Source organism: Leptospira ilyithenensis (assembly GCF_004771005.1).
GTDB classification, from domain to species: domain Bacteria; phylum Spirochaetota; class Leptospiria; order Leptospirales; family Leptospiraceae; genus Leptospira_A; species Leptospira_A ilyithenensis.
The window spans coordinates 546,592-564,271 of sequence record NZ_RQHV01000061.1 but is presented as its reverse complement, the minus strand read 5'-3'; the positions used below and the strand labels follow the sequence as shown (position 1 = coordinate 564,271).

Annotated in this window: 12 protein-coding genes; 10 read left to right on the top strand and 2 right to left on the bottom strand. The window is 39.7% G+C overall.

Features of this window, described 5'->3' with window-relative positions; genetic code table 11:
- The first annotated feature begins 4 nt into the window (after window positions 1-4).
- The 7 genes from EHS11_RS15995 to EHS11_RS15965 all read left to right on the top strand — a co-directional run bounded on the left by EHS11_RS15995 (window position 5) and on the right by EHS11_RS15965 (window position 10,592).
- Window positions 5-2,128, top strand: coding sequence for a FecR domain-containing protein (locus EHS11_RS15995; RefSeq protein WP_135765357.1), 2,124 nt, complete (start codon window positions 5-7; stop codon window positions 2,126-2,128).
- Entirely contained in the window at window positions 2,118-3,317 is a 1,200-nt protein-coding gene (locus tag EHS11_RS15990; protein ID WP_135765356.1) for an LIC11435 family protein, read from the top strand. The genes EHS11_RS15995 and EHS11_RS15990 overlap by 11 nt, the downstream gene beginning before the upstream one ends.
- A gap of 45 nt (window positions 3,318-3,362) precedes the next feature.
- On the top strand, window positions 3,363-4,658 hold the full coding sequence (hisD, locus tag EHS11_RS15985; protein ID WP_135765355.1) for a histidinol dehydrogenase: 1,296 nt from the start codon (window positions 3,363-3,365) through the stop codon (window positions 4,656-4,658).
- On the top strand, window positions 4,655-5,506 hold the full coding sequence (gene panC / locus EHS11_RS15980) for a pantoate--beta-alanine ligase (protein ID WP_135765354.1): 852 nt from the start codon (window positions 4,655-4,657) through the stop codon (window positions 5,504-5,506). The genes hisD and panC overlap by 4 nt, the downstream gene beginning before the upstream one ends.
- A gap of 36 nt (window positions 5,507-5,542) precedes the next feature.
- Window positions 5,543-8,968: a transcription-repair coupling factor gene (mfd, locus tag EHS11_RS15975; protein WP_135765515.1), complete on the top strand. Its 3,426-nt coding sequence runs from the start codon at window positions 5,543-5,545 to the stop codon at window positions 8,966-8,968.
- Between the two features lie 69 nt (window positions 8,969-9,037).
- Window positions 9,038-9,730 carry a lipoprotein LipL31 gene (locus EHS11_RS15970; RefSeq protein ID WP_135765353.1) on the top strand — a complete coding sequence of 231 codons (693 nt, stop codon included), beginning with the start codon at window positions 9,038-9,040 and terminating at the stop codon, window positions 9,728-9,730.
- A gap of 1 nt (window position 9,731) precedes the next feature.
- The gene (locus tag EHS11_RS15965) at window positions 9,732-10,592 is read left to right on the top strand and encodes an undecaprenyl-diphosphate phosphatase (RefSeq protein ID WP_135765352.1); all 861 of its coding nucleotides are present in this window, start codon (window positions 9,732-9,734) and stop codon (window positions 10,590-10,592) included.
- Between the two features lie 18 nt (window positions 10,593-10,610).
- Here EHS11_RS15965 and EHS11_RS15960 read toward each other — a convergent pair whose 3' ends face one another.
- Window positions 10,611-13,190 (bottom strand): SpoIIE family protein phosphatase, encoded by a 2,580-nt coding sequence (locus tag EHS11_RS15960; protein WP_135765351.1) that lies wholly within the window; start codon window positions 13,188-13,190, stop codon window positions 10,611-10,613.
- A 56-nt stretch (window positions 13,191-13,246) separates the two neighbouring features.
- On the opposite strand from EHS11_RS15960, the gene EHS11_RS15955 reads away from it, so the two are divergent.
- From EHS11_RS15955 to EHS11_RS15945, 3 genes are read left to right on the top strand one after another with little or no spacing between them, the layout of a single operon-like run.
- The gene (locus tag EHS11_RS15955; protein WP_135765350.1) at window positions 13,247-14,416 is read left to right on the top strand and encodes a class I SAM-dependent rRNA methyltransferase; all 1,170 of its coding nucleotides are present in this window, start codon (window positions 13,247-13,249) and stop codon (window positions 14,414-14,416) included.
- 34 nt (window positions 14,417-14,450) lie between these two features.
- Window positions 14,451-15,884, top strand: coding sequence for an MBOAT family O-acyltransferase (locus EHS11_RS15950; RefSeq protein WP_135765349.1), 1,434 nt, complete (start codon window positions 14,451-14,453; stop codon window positions 15,882-15,884).
- A gap of 7 nt (window positions 15,885-15,891) precedes the next feature.
- The gene (locus EHS11_RS15945; RefSeq protein ID WP_135765348.1) at window positions 15,892-17,034 is read left to right on the top strand and encodes a DUF1574 domain-containing protein; all 1,143 of its coding nucleotides are present in this window, start codon (window positions 15,892-15,894) and stop codon (window positions 17,032-17,034) included.
- Here EHS11_RS15945 and EHS11_RS15940 read toward each other — a convergent pair.
- Entirely contained in the window at window positions 17,027-17,635 is a 609-nt protein-coding gene (locus tag EHS11_RS15940) for a DnaJ domain-containing protein (protein ID WP_135765347.1), read from the bottom strand. The genes EHS11_RS15945 and EHS11_RS15940 overlap by 8 nt on opposite strands.
- Window positions 17,636-17,680: the final 45 nt, after the last annotated feature.

The window sequence follows — 17,680 nt, the reverse complement described above, 5'->3', positions numbered from 1 at the left end:
ACATATGCGTTTTTTCAATGATACAAAATACGTAGTCACCTTCCTGCTTTCTTTGATAGGACTGTTTTCGTTTTTATTATATAAAAATTTAACAGCACGCCCCGGCGAATCTGACAGCCCTACCATCGGTGTACTTACTTTTAAAACCAAAACAGTTCTTAGAAAATACAACGACCAAGTTGTTTGGGATAATATCGAATCCAGGTCGGAAGTAAAGAACAGAGATACGATTCGTACGGAAGGATTTTCGGATGCGATTCTTACATTGAATGACGGAACTAAAATCAATATTGCCGAAAATTCAATGATCCTTTTGGATATTTCCGACAAGAACATAAATATCAATTTTGCCTATGGTGCCTTTGATGCTGCTCGCGAAGGAGGAAGCACCGGTGAAACCAAAATGAAAATCACTTCGGGGGACAAAACCGTAGAAGTAGGTAAGGGTGATGTCAAACTGGATAAAACGAAAGACGAGTTGAATGTCAAGGTAGGACAGGGGGAAGCGAAGATCCATTCCAATGGCAAAGAAGAGACCGTTGGAAAAGATCAAATGGCGAGCGTCTCCAAAGAAGGTGTCCGGGTTTCCAAGCCTAAATTCAGTTTGGTGTCTCCTCCTGATAAGAAAAATTATTTTGTCGAATCCGGCAATGAAACCATCGGCTTTACATTTAACGGAGTGACCCAAGAGACCTTGAAAGGAACTTCTCCTGTGATCGAAGTGTCAACTTCTCATGATTTCACCAAACTTGTATTAAAAGATAAAATCAAATCCGGGTCTTATTCCAAATCTTTAGGTAACGGCTCCTATTACTGGAGAATCGCATACCTTGACCCCGAGTCAAAGACGAAACAGTTCTCCGAAACCGGGAGATTTCGGGTGTTAACCGATCCTCCTCTCAGGCTGTTTTCCCCAAGGGACGGAGAAAATTATAATTATACAAACGATCTTCCCGTTGTTAAGATTGCATGGAATCAATTGGAATTGTACAGTAGTTATACGGCACAGATCGCGGAAGATACGGGGTTTACAAAAGGATTAAAATCCAAACAAACTCAAAATCAATCCATCGCATTCGACGGTTTGGGAGACGGGGCATATTTCGCCAGGGTAATTGCAAAATCCAATATGCCCGATGTACAGGAGAAAATTTCTTCCGTAAGTAAATTCACCGTTGGCAAAAAACTCAGTCTGGAGCCTCCAGTGATACTGGAACCCGCCAAAGGAAAAGTATTTACCAAAGATCAGATTCAAAATAATATTTTCTTCACTTGGAAGGACAATAAGGATTTTCCTTCTTTCGCTTTGGAGATCAGTTCCGATTCCAATTTTTCAAAAACGATTATCAAACAAACCACTCAAAGTAATTTTTTAAAACTTGGTTCCGATCTGAGCGAAGGAAATTATTTTTGGAGAGTTCGCGGAACTCAAGGCGGAAAAGAGGATATTGTTTCCGCGATCGGTAATTTTTCCATCGTTGCAAAAGAAGATTTGAACCTGGTTTCTCCGAATAACGGTTCTGATGTGGAAGCAAACGAAAACAGCGGAACAGTACTTCGTTGGAAAAAACTTTCTGCAAAATCGGAATATGTTTTGGAAGTTTCCAAATCCTCCGATTTCAATTCAGTAATCTTAAAAGAAACAACTTCGAATCATTATCAGGAAGTAAAACTGAAAGAATTCGGGAAATACTATTGGCGTGTAACCGGAACATCCAATTCCGGAAACACTTCCAGTGATTCTTGGAATTTTTCCTTTAACACTTCTATGGAACCCCCAGTTTTGGTTACACCTACCCGGGGAGAGACAGTTGATTTGCTTTCCAGAACTAACATCGCATTTGCTTGGAAACCTACGGAAAAAGCGATCGGTTATAGAATCCGTTTGATCGATATCAGCGGCGTTCGCGAAAAACAAGTGTTTAGCGAAAGGGTGACACAACCCAAATACGGTTTCAACGATTTGCAAAAATTAAATGAAGGCAGGTTTCGCGTAGAACTTTGTTCCTTGTATGGAACAACTTCCGGCGAAAAAGAATCCGTTTATCATAGATCCGAATTCTATATATCATTGCCTGCGATGAAAGTTCCTAAAATTTTAACCCCGGGAAAAATCTATGTGGAATAGAATCCTGAACGGATTTTTTAGTTTCTGTCTGGTATTTTTTATATCAAATGTTTACGCCGAAGATCCGGTCTCGAACGATGAGCCTCCTCAATCCATATCATGGCAGGAAATCCCAGGGGCTTCGGGATATATTTTGGAAATCAAAAACTCGAACGGATATATGGTATTATCCGAAAAGACAACATCCAATTCGTATAATGTAACCAATTTGGGATCGGGAGTTTATGAACATAGGGTAGGTGTGATCAACAAACTGGGTAAAGTCGGTGCTTATTCCGAATGGGTAAAGTTGGAAGTGGTTGTTTCCAAAGTCCCTACTTTAACCAACGATAGTATTTATTCCATTTCCAAAGAAGACAAACAAAAAGTTTTTAATCTGCAAGGTACGGATTTCGTCGATCAAATGAGAGTTTACATGGTCATCGACGGAAAAAAAATCCCAGCGAAAAAAATCGAAGTGGAATCAGCAACCAGGGCGCGGGTAGTATTTGATATAGACCCTAGTATGAATACCGGTATATATGATTTGGTTTTGGAAAATCCCAGAAAGAAAGCTTTGAATGTAAAACAAAGAATTGTTTTTTCAGAAACCAAAGAAAAGGCAGAACGTTTCGCCACAAGACAGGAAAGGATCTTGAAAAAGGAAATTCCCGAAGATTATTACGAAACTCCTTACTGGTCAACTTTTTGGCGATCCTCTCTTATTCCCGGTTGGGGACAAAAATACATAGATGGCCAGAATTGGAAATTTTACGTATACCCCGTTGTTGCCATAGGAGTCGCAGGTGCTTATGCAAGTTCTTATTCCAAATTTCAATCGGCAAAGTCTTCTTATGAAAGCGCAGTACTTGTAGGAGTGTTTCTTGCCGAGGATCCGAATTCGCAAGCTTTGTGGTTACTGAATCGAAATTCCGCGCAGGCAAATTTCAACTCTGCAAAACAACAATTAACAACGATTCAAACCGGTGCGGGAGTGTTGGGATTATTTGTGCTCTATAATCTTGTGGATGCTTATTTTTCCGCGAGAAGAAACGTTGCGGGCTTGGAAACGGCTCCCGGTCTTCCTTTGGGACAGGAGACAGCAAGAGTTAACGCCAAAATGGCGGCAGACCCTTTCTCTTCTATCCAGCCTGTCTCAGGATACAATGTATCCTCTTCTTATCAGGTGGAATTCTCGCTTCGCTATTAGACAAAAAGCTTGAGATTAGAGTGTAATTCGAAATAAGGTATTCTTATGCCTGTTTCGATTGTGCAAGCGGATCTAGATCGTCCTTCCGGTTTTCAACATTTGCTGAAGAAAGCAAAAGAGGATTTAAGTTCCGCCAAAGAAAAAGTAATCCCCATCATTCAATCCGTGAAAGAGAACGGGGACAAAGCTGTTAAAGAATTTACGGAGAAGTTCGATTCCATCCGACTGGACTCCGTCGTTCTCGATCCGAGTTCGATTCAAACGAATGTTCCGAGAGACGTTCAAACCGCATTTCTTACAGCAAAAAAAAATATAGAAGAGTTCCATCGTGCACAGAAAAGGGATTCCTGGAATGTAAAAGTCGATGGAAATCTGTTAGGCGTAAAATATACTCCCATCCCGTCTCTTGCGGTTTATGCTCCGGGAGGAACTGCACTTTATCCATCGAGCGTTCTTATGGGAATTATCCCGGCAAAGATTGCAGGTGTAAAGGAGATACAATTGGTGACCCCTCCACAAAAGGGAGGACTTCCCGATATTTTGGTATGGCTTGCACAAATTTTGGAAATTGACCGCATCGTAACAGTCGGGGGAGCCCAAGGAATTGCTGCCGTTGCTTACGGTACGGAAACTATACCCAGATCGGAATTTGTAGTCGGACCCGGAAATTCCTATGTTGCCGCCGCCAAATCCTACTTAGCCGGTATTGGTCAGATCGGGATAGATAGTCCTGCGGGCCCGAGTGAGGTTTGTATCATCGCTGATGAATCCGCAAATCCGAAATGGGTAGCTTGTGATATGTTGTCTCAAGCGGAACACGGAGAGGATTCCTCTGCGGTACTGCTTACCACAAGCGCAAAATTTGCGGAGTCCGTTTCCAAAGAATTGGAAATCGCATTCGTTGAAAGACCGAAACGATTGGAGATGAAGAAAAAAGCGATTTATGAAAACTCGTGCATTTGTATTTTTCCGAGCCTTGCAGATTGCGTAACATTTTCCAACCTGCTTGCTCCGGAACATTTGGAAATACAAACCGAAGATCCTCATTCCGTATTCGGGGGAATCGAACACGCAGGCTCGGTATTCCTTGGAAATTATTCTCCTGTGGCTATGGGAGATTATATCAGCGGAACCAATCATATTCTTCCCACTGCGGGAGGAAGTAGAATTTATTCTTCATTAGGTGTGGATAGTTTTCTCAAACGTGTTACTTTTCAGGAGATTACAAAAGAATCTTTGAATAGACTTTATCCTCATGTTAAACTGATGTCCGAGCTGGAAGGTTTGGACGAAGAACATGGAACGAGTGTTAAAGTGAGATACGAGGAAGATTTGAAGTGATTGTATGTAAAACCAAAGAAGAGTTGAAGACTCGGATTTCCCTTTGGAAAAAAGAAGGCAAAACAATCGGTTTTGCACCGACTATGGGTTATTTGCATTCTGGCCATATCTCATTGATAGAACAATCGAAAGCAAAGGCTGACAAAACCATAGTCTCCCTATTTGTAAATCCGACTCAGTTCAATGATCCTGAAGATTATCTGAAATATCCTTTGGATATGGAAGGTGATTTGAAGAAATGCAAAGAGGCCGGAGTTGATTTGGTGTTTATACCGACAAAGGAAGTCGTTTATCCGGATGGAACTCCGGACTTGATTATGAAACAACCTGCGCTTCAGAAAAATCTTTGCGGTCGTACAAGACCCAATCACTTTGAAGGTGTGATGCTGGTTGTCAGCAAACTGTTTCATTTGCTAAATCCCGACTTTGCCTTTTTCGGACTGAAAGACTACCAACAATTCAGAATCATCGAAGAGATGGTTCATATACTGGATTTTCCCATCCAAGTCATAGGAGTTCCCACATTGAGGGAGAGAGATGGACTTGCCATGAGTTCCAGAAACGTCCGTTTGACGGAAAAAGAAAGGGAAAATGCTAGCCTTATTCCTAGAATGTTTACTCTTGCTGGAAAGCTTCTTGTGGGCGGAGAAAAGAATCCGAAAGTCTTTCATGAAATTTTAGCTGATTTTCTTTTGTCTTCCCCTGAGGTAAAGATAGACTATATTGAGTCGGTTGACCCGCATACCTTGCAGGAAAAATTGACATTGGACGGAGAACTTGTACTTGCGATTGCCGTCTTCTTGGGAAAAACCAGACTCATCGACAATCAGCGTTTTTCCAAAATTTGAGAGAACCACTTGAAAACCAAAGAACTTACTAAATCGATTTCTCTAGATTATAAGGAGATTTCCAAACAGTTAAAAAAATCGGAAGTGAGTTTAAGCGGCATTCCCGAATCCGCTCATTCCCTCGTAACATCCGAATTATTCAAAGAGATTTCAGCAAACGAACATTATGTTGTGATTTTGCCTACGAATCAGGAAGCGGAAGCTTTCTATCGTGAGCTTTTGAGTTTTTTACCGAATGATATTATCTATTTGTTTTCCGGTCCGGAAAACATTCCCTACGAATATACCAAATGGCAGACGGAATGGAAAAGGGATCGAATCCTTTCTATCAATCGGATTTTTTCAGATAAAAAAGCGATCTTTATCACATCAGTATCTTCCATACTCAGAAAGATTCCGCATAAGAAGAGTTTGCGGGGAAAATCGGTATTACTCCAACAAGGAAAAGATTTTGTATTGTCCAAATTGATAACGGAACTGGTTCGTTTGGGTTACCATAGGGAAGAAGTCTGCGAACAATTCGGTCATTTCAGTTTAAAGGGTGGCATTCTTGATATTTACACTCCTTATTCGAATTATCCGGTACGGATTGATTTTTTCGGAGATACTGTGGATGAAATCCGAACCTATGATCCCAATACCCAAAAATCAATTCAAAAAATTGCAGAGGTTCTCATCACTGCTGCGAATGAATCGGTTCCAAGCATGGATGAGATTCAAAAATACAAATCCATTTTGGAAGAAAAGTCGGACAAACGTCTTCCTATCGAAGAAGAAAATACAATTATAGAAGAGCACCTTCCTCTTGTTCGGCTGCATGAAGGCATTTTGCATTTATTCGATTCCAATCCTGTTTTTATTTTCCCCAAATACAAGGAATCCAAAGAGAGAGCTTTCGGGATGAAAAGGGAATACGAAACTTTATTTGAAAAAAAGAAAGATGAGTCTTTGTGTTTGGAACCGAGGGAGCTGCTTTCTTTTGACGAGGAATGGTCTTTGCTTACGAAAGACAATTATCCTTCCGTTCATTTTCATCTTTTACCTGAAAGAGAAAACAATATCCCTGTTTTTCCTTTGAGTGAATCCAGAAGTTTCAGAGGAAAGATCAGGGAAGCCAAGGATTATTTTGATGAGATTCTTGCAGGAGATGATCATGCAAAAATTTTAATTACTTCTTCCTTTGCAGCACAACTCAGTCGTTTGCAAGGTTTATTTCCTACGGACAAAATCACCACTCTCAATCCCGAATCGGATGAACCGAAGCAGATAGATCTTTTTTCTCAGAAACCGGGATTGTATCTCGCCATTTCCGATCTAAGAAAGGGCTTTTCGATTACCGACGAACATTTGTTCGTGTTCACAGACAATGATCTCTTCGGCCGCCAGTACAAAAGAAAGACCAGATATAAAAAACAAGCTTCGCAGATGATCGAATCTTTCATCGATTTGAAAGAGGGTGATTATGTAGTACATGTGAATCATGGCGTGGGTAGATTTGTAAAAATCGAACGCACCAAGGCAGATGGAAAGGAAAGGGATTTTTTAAAATTAGAATACTCGGGGCAGGATACATTATTTGTTCCTCTGGACCAGATCTCTCTCGTTCAAAAATACATAGGAGGAACCGACTCCCCGAGGCTTGATACCCTTGGCAAAAATTCCTGGAAGAAAGCGAAAGAAAGAGTACAGGAATCGGTAGACAAATTAGCGGAAGACCTGGTCTTGATGTATTCCAACCGTATGAAGTTGAACGGATTTTCTTTTCCGCCAGATACGATTTGGCAGGAAGAATTTGAAGCTGCATTCGAATTTGAGGAGACCCCGGACCAGATCTCCGCGATCGAATCAGTCAAACAGGACTTGGAATCGCAAAGACCGATGGACCGGCTAGTATGCGGGGATGTAGGCTACGGAAAAACGGAAGTGGCGATTCGGGCCGCGTTTAAAGTGATTATGGCGGGAAAACAAGTGATGTTACTCACTCCTACCACGATCCTCGCATTACAACATTTCAATACATTCAAACTAAGATACGAAAACTATCCGATCAAATTGGGGTTTATCTCCAGGTTCCGCTCCCCTTCGGAAATCAAAGAGGACTTGCGTCTGTTTGGTGAAGGTAAAATAGACATGTTGATCGGAACTCATGCAATTCTTTCTTCCAAAGTAAAGCCTAAGAATCTCGGATTACTCGTAATCGACGAAGAACAAAAGTTTGGTGTCAATCACAAGGAAGCGATTAAAAAATTCAAACAGCTTGTGGATGTTCTGACACTGACTGCAACACCGATTCCCCGTACCCTCCATATGGCACTCACAGGGATTCGGGAATTATCTATTATTTCCACTCCACCGAAAAACAGACAAAGTGTGGAAACATATGTATTGGAAGAAGATGATGTTCTGATCCAGGAAGCAATCCGCAAGGAAATGGAACGTGGTGGTCAGATTTTTTATCTCTATAACCGTGTGGAATCGATTGAAGAAGAAGCAAGTTATATACGTTCTCTGGTTCCCGAAGCCGCAGTAGGGATTTTGCATGGCCAGCTAACAGAAGATGAAATTGAAGAAACCCTGGTCGATTTCTACCAAAGAAAATATGATATTTTAGTTACAACTACAATCATCGAATCGGGCATCGATATGCCGAATGTAAATACCTTGATTGTAAAAAAGGCGGATATGTTCGGTTTGTCGCAGCTCTACCAAATTCGTGGAAGAGTGGGAAGATCCGATCGCAAAGCATATGCTTATCTGTTTTATCCTTCTAAAAAACTGATCACTGAGCTTGCTGAAAAAAGATTAAACACTATTTTCGAATACCAGGAACTCGGATCAGGATTTAAAGTTGCAATGCGCGACTTGGAGATACGGGGTGCGGGAAATTTGCTAGGAAAAGAACAATCCGGTGATATTATGGAAGTCGGATTCGACCTCTATGTAAAAATGTTGGAAGAAGCGATTTCCAGAGTCAAAGGTGAGGAGGTTCATGTAGAAGTGCGAACGGCAGTTAACCTATCAACCAATTTTTATCTTCCGGACGAATTCATTCCGGATACTAAACAAAAGATCGAATTTTACAAACGGTTTGAAGGTGCAGGCAATCTGGACGAGATTGAAGAGTTGTCTCTTGAGATGGAAGACCGTTTCGGAGAACTTCCTACTATTGCCAATACATTTGTAGAATTGGAAAAGATTCGAACTCTTTCCTCCACTCTCGGTTTTGAATCCGTTTCGGAAAAAGGTGAGGAAGTCCGATTCAAATGCGGAACTTATTTCAGAGGAAACCCGGATAAAATCATTCAGGCATTAGGAAAATTTCCAGGGCTACTCATCCACCCGCAAGAACCATCCATACTACGTTATTCGCCTAATGAAAAAGAGGATTTGAAAAAGATCAAAAAGCTATTGTCATTACTCATCTTTCTTTCTCTGGACCAACCTCCTGTAGCAAAAAAGTGATGGACAGGCGGTCTGTTTTTAGGAAATCTTTTCACAAAATATACAATAAAGTCGGTCGGATTTCCCTCCATGGCAAAAAAAATTCTAATCCTTTCTATCCTGAGCTTTTCCAGCTTTCTTTTAGTCAATTGCGGGGACACAAGCCCTGTGATCGAATCCTTAGACGGTTATAAAATCACTGTTAAAGATTTCGAAGCTGCATACGATACTGCTTTGGATTCTATCAGTAGATTGCAAAATATTGAAAAAAAGACATTACTTGAGTTTATAGAAAAAGATATTTCCGAAGTACCCGGTCAGTTCCAAGATTTGAACTACCAATTGCAAAAGAAAAACTTTTACCAAACTTACAGACAGATGATCATGACCAAACTTGTGGCGGAGAAGAAAGGTTATTTCTCACGTCCCGATGTACAAGAAGTTTTGAAACAAGTTGAAATGCAAACCATCGCACAGATGTATGTATCGGAACAAGTTGAGAAAAAAATCCAAATCTCCGACGACCAGGCAAAAGCGGAATGCGAGAGAATGCGCAATACTGACAAAAACATTGCATCTTTAACAATTGATAAATGTTTGTCTTTTGCCAAAGCTCAAATGAAACAAGTTCAGACAAGAGAACAACTTCCTTTGGTAGTCGAACGTATCAAAGAAGAAATCACTATCAAACGAAATGAAAAATTCGATTTGGATGCGTATCTTGCTCCCAAAAGAAAAGCAATTGAACCGAACTCTTCTACCGGAACAGTAGAAAAAAAGTAATCTGGACAATATTCTCAATGCCTTCCTCCGTGGTTTGATTGAAGCCGCCACGGAGTTTCTGCCGGTTTCCTCGACTGGTCATCTTTTTCTTTTCAGTCATTTTTTTCCTTTTACGGGACTAGGGGTTATCAGTGAATCTTTTGAAGATCTATTCGATATCTTCATTCAATCGGGAGCAATCCTTTCCGTATTCTTTCTTTATCATCAAAAATTGATCGCGCACTCCTTAGAATCTTTTCAATATCTGAAAGGTGACAAATCCAAAGAGTCAGGTTTTTTGTTTTACCGAAATATATTGATTGGGATTTTACCTATTCTTGTTTTCGGTTTTGTGTTGAAGTCCGGGCTGGACGAGATCAAACAAAGTCCTTATCTTCTATTGGTTTTATCTCTGACATGGTTTTTTGGCGGTTTGGTAATGATTGGTGTCGAGACTTGGAGATCCAAGCTCGACAACGGGGAAGGAGTAGTGGAAAAACAAATCGGAATGACCGACGCGGTTCTGATAGGGATTTTTCAATGTTGTGCTTTGGTTCCGGGAGTTTCCCGTTCCGCCGCGACGATCATTACTGCCAGATTTTTAGGAGTTTCTAAAAAAGATTCCGCGGAGTTTTCTTTTTTTCTCGCACTGCCTGTGTTAACGATTGCAGGTTTGTACAAACTTTATAAACACAGAGCGATTTTGAATTCGGAAACAATTGGGATTTTGCTGTTTGGAAGCATTGTCTCTTGTTTGGTTTGTATCGTGATCATTCGTTTGTTTTTGCAATTTTTACGCAAACGGAGCTTTCTTTCTTTCGGTATTTACCGTTTGATCCTCGGATTCGTTGTTTTACTTTATTTTTACAAATCCGTATCATAAAACAGTAACCGAAATATTTCAACTCTCCAGTTTATTGTACAATTCCAAATAGGTTTCATTGTCTTTATCGTTTAACATGGCTTTCTTTAAAACGGAGAGACCTCTTTTTTTGTTTCCCGACTTCCAATAAAGATTTGTTAGATGGATTGTGTTTTTGGTATTCCAAGGGTTTCTTAAAAACAATTTTTCCCCCCAATCAATCGCTAAGGTGAAATCCCCTTTTTTTCTAAAAGCAATGGAGAGTAGTAGAATCAGATCTTCTTTCTCAGGGCGGAGTGCAATCGCCTTTTCCAAATAATTTGTAGCATCCTCCCATATCTTTAGTTTATAATAAACCTGTCCTAGTAAAGAAAGTATCGATTCTTGTTCGGGGATTTCTTTGACAATGGATTCCAGTAAAATACATGCTTCTTTGATTTCTTCGGATTTTGCCTTTGTTTTTGCTTCTTCCCAAGTGGTTTGCAAATGTTCCGGGATTTCAATTTTAGGTAGATCCGGACCCAAATAAGTAACTTTAAGTAAAGTTAGATCGTCAGTAAATTCGCCGTAATCTGAAAGATCCTCCACAATCCGGTTTAAATCCGCTTTCGATTTTTCAATAGATCCGAGAATCAATGTTTCGTCTTCGTTGATGACTCGATTTTCCAAGCTGCTTGTAGGTAGAGCCAAATCATCGCGTCCGTCCGATCCGCAGATAAGAACATCTCCAGGATAAAGTTGCAGTGTTTGAATGAAAAAACTATCATCGTTTTTGGGAATTCCTAGTTTTCGAATCCACAATTCTCCTTCGATAAAAGATGCCTTTTCGTCTCTGTAAAGAATCGTCCAAGGGTGTTCTGCATTTATATAATAAAGAAATCCTGTGTTTTCTTCAATTAAACCGAGTGCAAGGGAAAGTAACATGGAGCCGTCGAAACTTTCGAATACGGTTTGAAGTTCGATAAATATCTCTTTCAACCATGTTTCAGGAGATTTTGATTGGTTGTTTGCGGTTTGAGATCTGGCAAGCACTGCGTGAAAGACCACTCCCAAAACCAGTGCACCTCCGGCTCCTTGGATCGACTTTCCCATTGCGTCCGCGTTCACAAATACCGTATAACGTCTGGAAGAAAGTTCCAAATTGGAAGAAATGCAGATATCTCCGCCTATCTCATGTTTTTTGCCCCTGAATTCGAACTTTTTCTTTTGTTTGGAATAAAACTCGGTTAGAATGTTTTGGCTCTTGTTATCATTGCGTGCCAGAGGATTGATAAGCAGGGAAGTTAAAAAATAATCTCCGTCTTGCTGGTCTTTCAGTTCGTTGACTTTTTTTAAGGTTTGATTGAGTGCATTTGTCCGTTCTTCTACTTTCCTTTCCAGGTTTTTGTTGAGATCTTCCACTTCTTCGTTTAATTTTACGAACGAGTTTGCGAGGATTGTCGCCAAACTGACGATAAATGCCAAAAAGAAATAACCTAAAATCCTTGGAAAAATAATCGTTCCTCTTGTCGAAAGAATGTCCAATACGGTAGCAAGGATAATGATAACAAGACCAGCCATGATATAGTAGGCCTTTCTGTCCTTTTCCCTTATCTTTTTGATCAAAAAATAAAAAATAATGATCACGTAAAGCAACCAAGTCGGCTGAATCACATTAGTTGTCATAAAGTTATAATATTCTATATTGGAAGTGAATAAAAAGGATACGATAAACCCGAGTTCAACAGCATCCAGAATCTTATAAAAAAGCCTGTATTCGTAATTGAATAATTTGCGGATAAAATGAAACATCAAAGGAATGAGTGTTACCAAAATGATGTATTCAACCTGTTTCATGGGAAGGAAACTGAGACCGAATTCGTATTTGATCTGATTGCGAAGTAGATTGTAAACTACGAGACCTATCGAAAACAATCCGAAGAAAAAGTTTTCCGATTCTCTTCTTCTGCGAACGAATAAAAACAGAAAGTATCCCCCGACTGTAAGATAAATCGTTAAAAATAATAATTTTGTATATTCTTCGCTATAATAGTCTTTGAAAAGTTTGTCTGCTTGTCCGATTTCCGTTCTATCCTGTTCGACTCCAACCGTATAATCAAAGTAAGGTTGGATGATCATCAGGATTGAATTTTCTTTTCCATAATTCAAAAATTTGTCAGGGATTGAATACAGTCTGATTTTGTCATAGGATTGAGGTTCTTCCGAATCCCATTTCCCGCTTCCTCCGAGAAAGTTGCCGTTTATATAAATTCTGTCCCTATCGTTGATCACACCCAACCTGACTGCGAGATTTCCCTTTACATCTTTGGGAAGACGGACCCATTTCAAGAGAGAGACTGTCTTTTTTTGATTCATTTTGGGAACATCCTTTAGAATATTTCCAGGGACTCGGACGGGTTTCCAGTCTTCCCTGTTGAAATCCGAAAAATTCAAACCTTGAATTTCCTCTTGGGAAAGAGCTCCTTCTTTGGCAAGCCACGGCGATTCCGAACCTGGCTCAGAATCTAAGCTGACAGGAGAATCAAGATTCTCAATCTGGAGGGGAATAGCAGTCTCTGCGGTAAGTTCCGCAAGAGTCAGAAGAAAGATGAATAAAAAGGAAAATAGAGAAGATTTCATTCCTAGTTTCAGTATTCATATTTTTGTAATATTTAAATGACATTTTAAAGAAATTTATGTCGATTCGACTTAAAAAAGATAAAGAAAAAGCCGCTCTCAATTTCCATCCCTGGGTATTTTCCGGGGCGATTGAATCCGTTTCCAAGGACACGAAACCCGGTCAGACTGTACGGGTGGAGTCGTTTTCCGGGAGTTTTCTCGGTTGGGGTCACTACGATCTGAAAAGCCAAATCAGGATTCGACTTTTTTCTTTTACGGAAACGTTGAGCGATGCCTCCCCAGAGTTTTGGAAAGACCGGTTCGAGATTATTTTTCGAAATAAGAAAGACCTAATTGATTCCAACAAAACAAATGCATTTCGTTTTTTAAATTCGGAAGGAGACGGATGTCCGGGTTTTATTGTAGACTGTTATGCGGCGACCGCGGTGATTTTATTCCGCACACCCGGAGCCAGACTTCATAAACAGACTTTGTTTTCTTTTCTGAAAGAAAAAGGTTTTGAAACCATTCTGGAAAAAAAGGAAAAATCTGATCATTCCGATGAGATGATTTCCGAATATTTAAAAGGAAATGCAAAGACTTCGGAATTTCTGGAAAACGGATTTAAATTTACTGCTGACTTGGAATCCGGTCAAAAGACAGGATTCTTTCTGGACCAAAAGGAAAACAGGTTTCTGTTAGGTGAATATTCAAAAGGAAAAACAGTTCTGAATACATTCGGTTACTCGGGTGCATTTAGCGTTTATGCATTATCAAATGCTGCGAGCCTCGTTCATACCCTGGATATTTCCAAATCAGCAATTGAATTGTGTGAAAAAAATCTGGCTTTGAATTTTGATTCGGAGATTTTAAAAAAACATGAGAGTATCATAGCGGATAGTTTCGAATATCTGAAGACGATGGATTCGGATTTTTATGATTTGATCATACTCGATCCTCCTGCATTCACCAAATCAGCGGCAACCGTTCCCAAAGCAACAAGGGGATACAAGGAAATCAACTTGAAAGCGATTTCCAAAATCAAAAAAGGCGGGCTTATCTTTACTTTCTCCTGCTCCCAGCATATCTCTCCCGATTTATTTCAGAAGATCGTTTTTGGTGCGGCAAAAGATGCAAAACGAAATGTAAAAGTTTTATATAAAATGACCCAAAGTCCTGATCACGGATTTTCCATCTATCATCCGGAAGGGGAATATCTGAAAGGTCTTGTGATTCAAGTTGATTAATCGGAAAAGATTTTAAAAATGGAAACAATCTAAAATGAAATTCACATCGCTCAGTTTTCTTGCCTTTTTTCTAATTGTGTATATCTTAAATTGGTCCGTAAAAGGAAGTTTCCGATTAGTATTTTTATTTTTAGTATCCATACTGTTTTATGCAGCCTGGTCTATTCCTTTCGCATTTCATTTTTTAGCATTGGTATTATTCAATCATCTATGCAACCAAAGGGTGCAGAAAGATCCGAACTCAAAATTCTTTTATCTCCTCCTATTTGTAAATTTAAGTAACCTTTTCTTCTTTAAATACTTTTACTTTTTCTGGGACAGTATTTTGTATCTTACCGGTTCCCAGTTTTTTCAACCGGAGCTCATTCGGGATTTTTTGCATAGCCAGTTCGGATTCGATTCGATCACATTGCCTTTGGCGATCAGTTTTTACAGCTTTCAGATGATTGCTTATGCTGTGGATGTGAAACGCGGTGATGCGAAAGAAAATCCTAATTTCCTACGGTTCGGATTATTTATTTTCTTTTTTCCCCAGCTAGTTGCAGGTCCCATCGTTCGGCACGGTGAATTTTTCTATCAGTTGGAAAAATGGACTGCGAACAAACACCAGCTTTTCGAAGGGGTATATCTGGTATTTCTAGGACTTCTTAAAAAAGTTGTCATCGCAGACAATCTATCTCCTATCATCGAACCAATATTTTCCAATCCGAACGGTTATGACGGATTTACAAATTGGATGGCTATGTTCGGTTATGCGGCGAGGGTATTCTGCGACTTTTCGGGATACACCGATATTGCACGTGGGCTCGGCAAGCTACTAGGAATCGATTTGCCTGAAAATTTCAAGGCGCCTTTTCTATCCGTTTCCAATCGGGAACTTTGGGCGAAATGGCATATGACTCTTTCTTCCTGGATCAAAGATTACATCTATGTACCGTTAGGTGGGTCTAGGGTTTCGGAACTCAGACAGTATTTCAATCTGCTTGTAACTTTTACTGCCGCAGGGATTTGGCACGGAGCGAACATTACCTTTTTTATGTGGGGTTTTTTGCACGGTATATCTCTCAGTATAGAAAGAAAATGGGAAACTTATCGGAAGTCCAAAGGTATCGACACCAAAAAGCCTTTGCCAACCTATAGAAAGGTATTGGGTATATTTTACGCGTTTTCATTTTTTGCCATAACAATTGCATTCTTCAACGGACCGGATATGCCTAGGTCACTGCAACTTTTGAGCAATGCTTTCTTGGGTCATTCGGGAGAAAGGATCGTCAAAACGGAATTCGTAATATATTCGTTAGTTGTTACATTTCTTTTTAACTATTTGCAAACCAAAGAAAGTTTCCCTCGTACCAATTGGTCTACGATAAAGAGTCTCGGTTTTCTCGTTGCATTCGGTTTCTTTTCTTTGGTTTTGCTCGGATATCTCGCTCCCGGAGGAACGGAATTTATTTATTTTCAATTCTGAAACATATATGAGCTGGAAAAAACAACCTTTTTTATTTTATCCTTTGTTAGTTTGTCTGATTCTCTTCGGAATCGACAAATTCTTTTTTTTTCCAGTCGTTGTGGAAAACACACATAGCTGGAAGAAGATTGAAAGAAGTTTTTACGAACTGAAAGAAGATCTTTATCAGGTTTTGTTGGAAGAAAACAAAAAGGATCCTACAAAAAAAATAGGACTGATATTTGGCAGTTCTCGTTCCGGAGAATTTGATTCGGACCAAATTAAAAAATTTGTTCCGAATACGAATAGTTTTAATTTTGCTGCGCCGCTTGGTCCTCCTTCTTTTCAATACTATTGGTTGCAGAGGATGTTGGAGGAAAAACTTCCCATTTCCTATGTAATGGTGGAGATTGATCCTATTTTGTTTACAAGGTCTTCCATCGACTATTCGTTAAATGGTTCTTATGATATGGGATTCGTAATGGAACATCTGGATTTTTACAGATCGAAATCCGCAGATCCTTGGAAGACGGATGCAGACGGTTTTTCCGTGGATGAAGTGGAAACATACTTTTTAAAGAAACTTTTCGCTCTCTATAAATATCCTCTCGATCCCTCGGCAATCAAAGCAAATAACAAGGAAATTGAAGTTGGCTTTATTCCTGTGGCTGGCCTTGGAATCACAGGCAAAGAACATAAAAGAGGCTACCTGGACAAGATCAAGTTGGCCAATAGAATTAAATTCGGAGCACTGCCAAACGAAATCAAATTTGCAAATGCGGATTTCTTTTTGGAAAAAGACGCAGAAAACATATACAATCAATATTTGAAAAACTACCAGTTGGCGTCCACTCAGATCTACTTCTTTAAAAAGATCGTTCAAATTATGGAAGGTAAAAACATTCCTATCGTGTTTTACTATCCTGTAGTAGCCGAGCCGCTTCGACGTCGGATGGAAGAATCGGGAATCTGGAAAGATTTTCATAGAGAAACATTTTCAATCATCCGGACATTGGATTCAAAACCTAACAGTCCTTATTTTATCATTGATCCGGTGAGTGATAATCGCTGGACTTGTAAGGATTTTGTGGATTCTCTCCATTTGAGCGGAGCGTGTTTTTCAAATCTTTTACCGATTCTGTTCCCTAAGGATTTGACCGGATCTAATTAAGTTTTTTTCTCAGTTCTTTTCTTTGTTTAGCTTTTGGGATCAGAAAAAAATTTCTAAAGAGTAAAAATCCGGCGGATCCTAAAACCAGAAATGCAGGTACCAGATATCTGTTGGTATTTTGATAAAATGTTTCGTAGTTTCTCGTCCATGTTTCTAAAAAAGAAAGGGATAAAGTCAGGATCGTGTACACGAATAATATTCCCAAAAGATAGAGTGTGCTCGTTTTTAACATCCAAAGAGTATCGCCCAATTCTTCTTTAAACCGACTAAATTCCGTTAGTATTTCAATATAGGTTTTCCCGTGAGTGGCCCTATAAACCGAATAGGCTTCTTCCATTTCAGGATCTTTCGTTTTTCCGTCCAAAAGCACAAAATCAAAATCCAGAGATTCATCATAATGTTTTCTATTATCGGGATTGTTTAGAACTTGAAAGGCACGAGTCAATTCTATCAGCTTTGTTTCCGCCTCAAAAGGAACTTTGGGAAGCAAAGATACCCAGAATCCCTTTAAATCCTCGTATTGAGAGATAATTTCTTCCTGTTTTGCCGTCCTAGAAACGCAAAGGGTTTCATAATATGTTTCCATTCGGACTTTCGGCATAATGATTCCAAGGAGTGATCCCCGAGATTCCTATGAGATTAGGGA

Bases quoted from the DNA above. Each gene is read 5' to 3' on its own strand.
- EHS11_RS15940 (WP_135765347.1), bottom strand. From the start codon at position 17,635: ATGCCGAAAGTCCGAATGGAAACATATTATGAAACCCTTTGCGTTTCT.
- EHS11_RS15970 (WP_135765353.1), top strand. From the start codon at position 9,038: ATGGCAAAAAAAATTCTAATCCTTTCTATCCTGAGCTTTTCCAGCTTT.
- EHS11_RS15990 (WP_135765356.1), top strand. From the start codon at position 2,118: ATGTGGAATAGAATCCTGAACGGATTTTTTAGTTTCTGTCTGGTATTT.
- EHS11_RS15955 (WP_135765350.1), top strand. From the start codon at position 13,247: ATGTCGATTCGACTTAAAAAAGATAAAGAAAAAGCCGCTCTCAATTTC.
- EHS11_RS15995 (WP_135765357.1), top strand. From the start codon at position 5: ATGCGTTTTTTCAATGATACAAAATACGTAGTCACCTTCCTGCTTTCT.
- hisD (WP_135765355.1), top strand. From the start codon at position 3,363: ATGCCTGTTTCGATTGTGCAAGCGGATCTAGATCGTCCTTCCGGTTTT.
- EHS11_RS15960 (WP_135765351.1), bottom strand. From the start codon at position 13,190: ATGAAATCTTCTCTATTTTCCTTTTTATTCATCTTTCTTCTGACTCTT.
- EHS11_RS15945 (WP_135765348.1), top strand. From the start codon at position 15,892: ATGAGCTGGAAAAAACAACCTTTTTTATTTTATCCTTTGTTAGTTTGT.
- EHS11_RS15950 (WP_135765349.1), top strand. From the start codon at position 14,451: ATGAAATTCACATCGCTCAGTTTTCTTGCCTTTTTTCTAATTGTGTAT.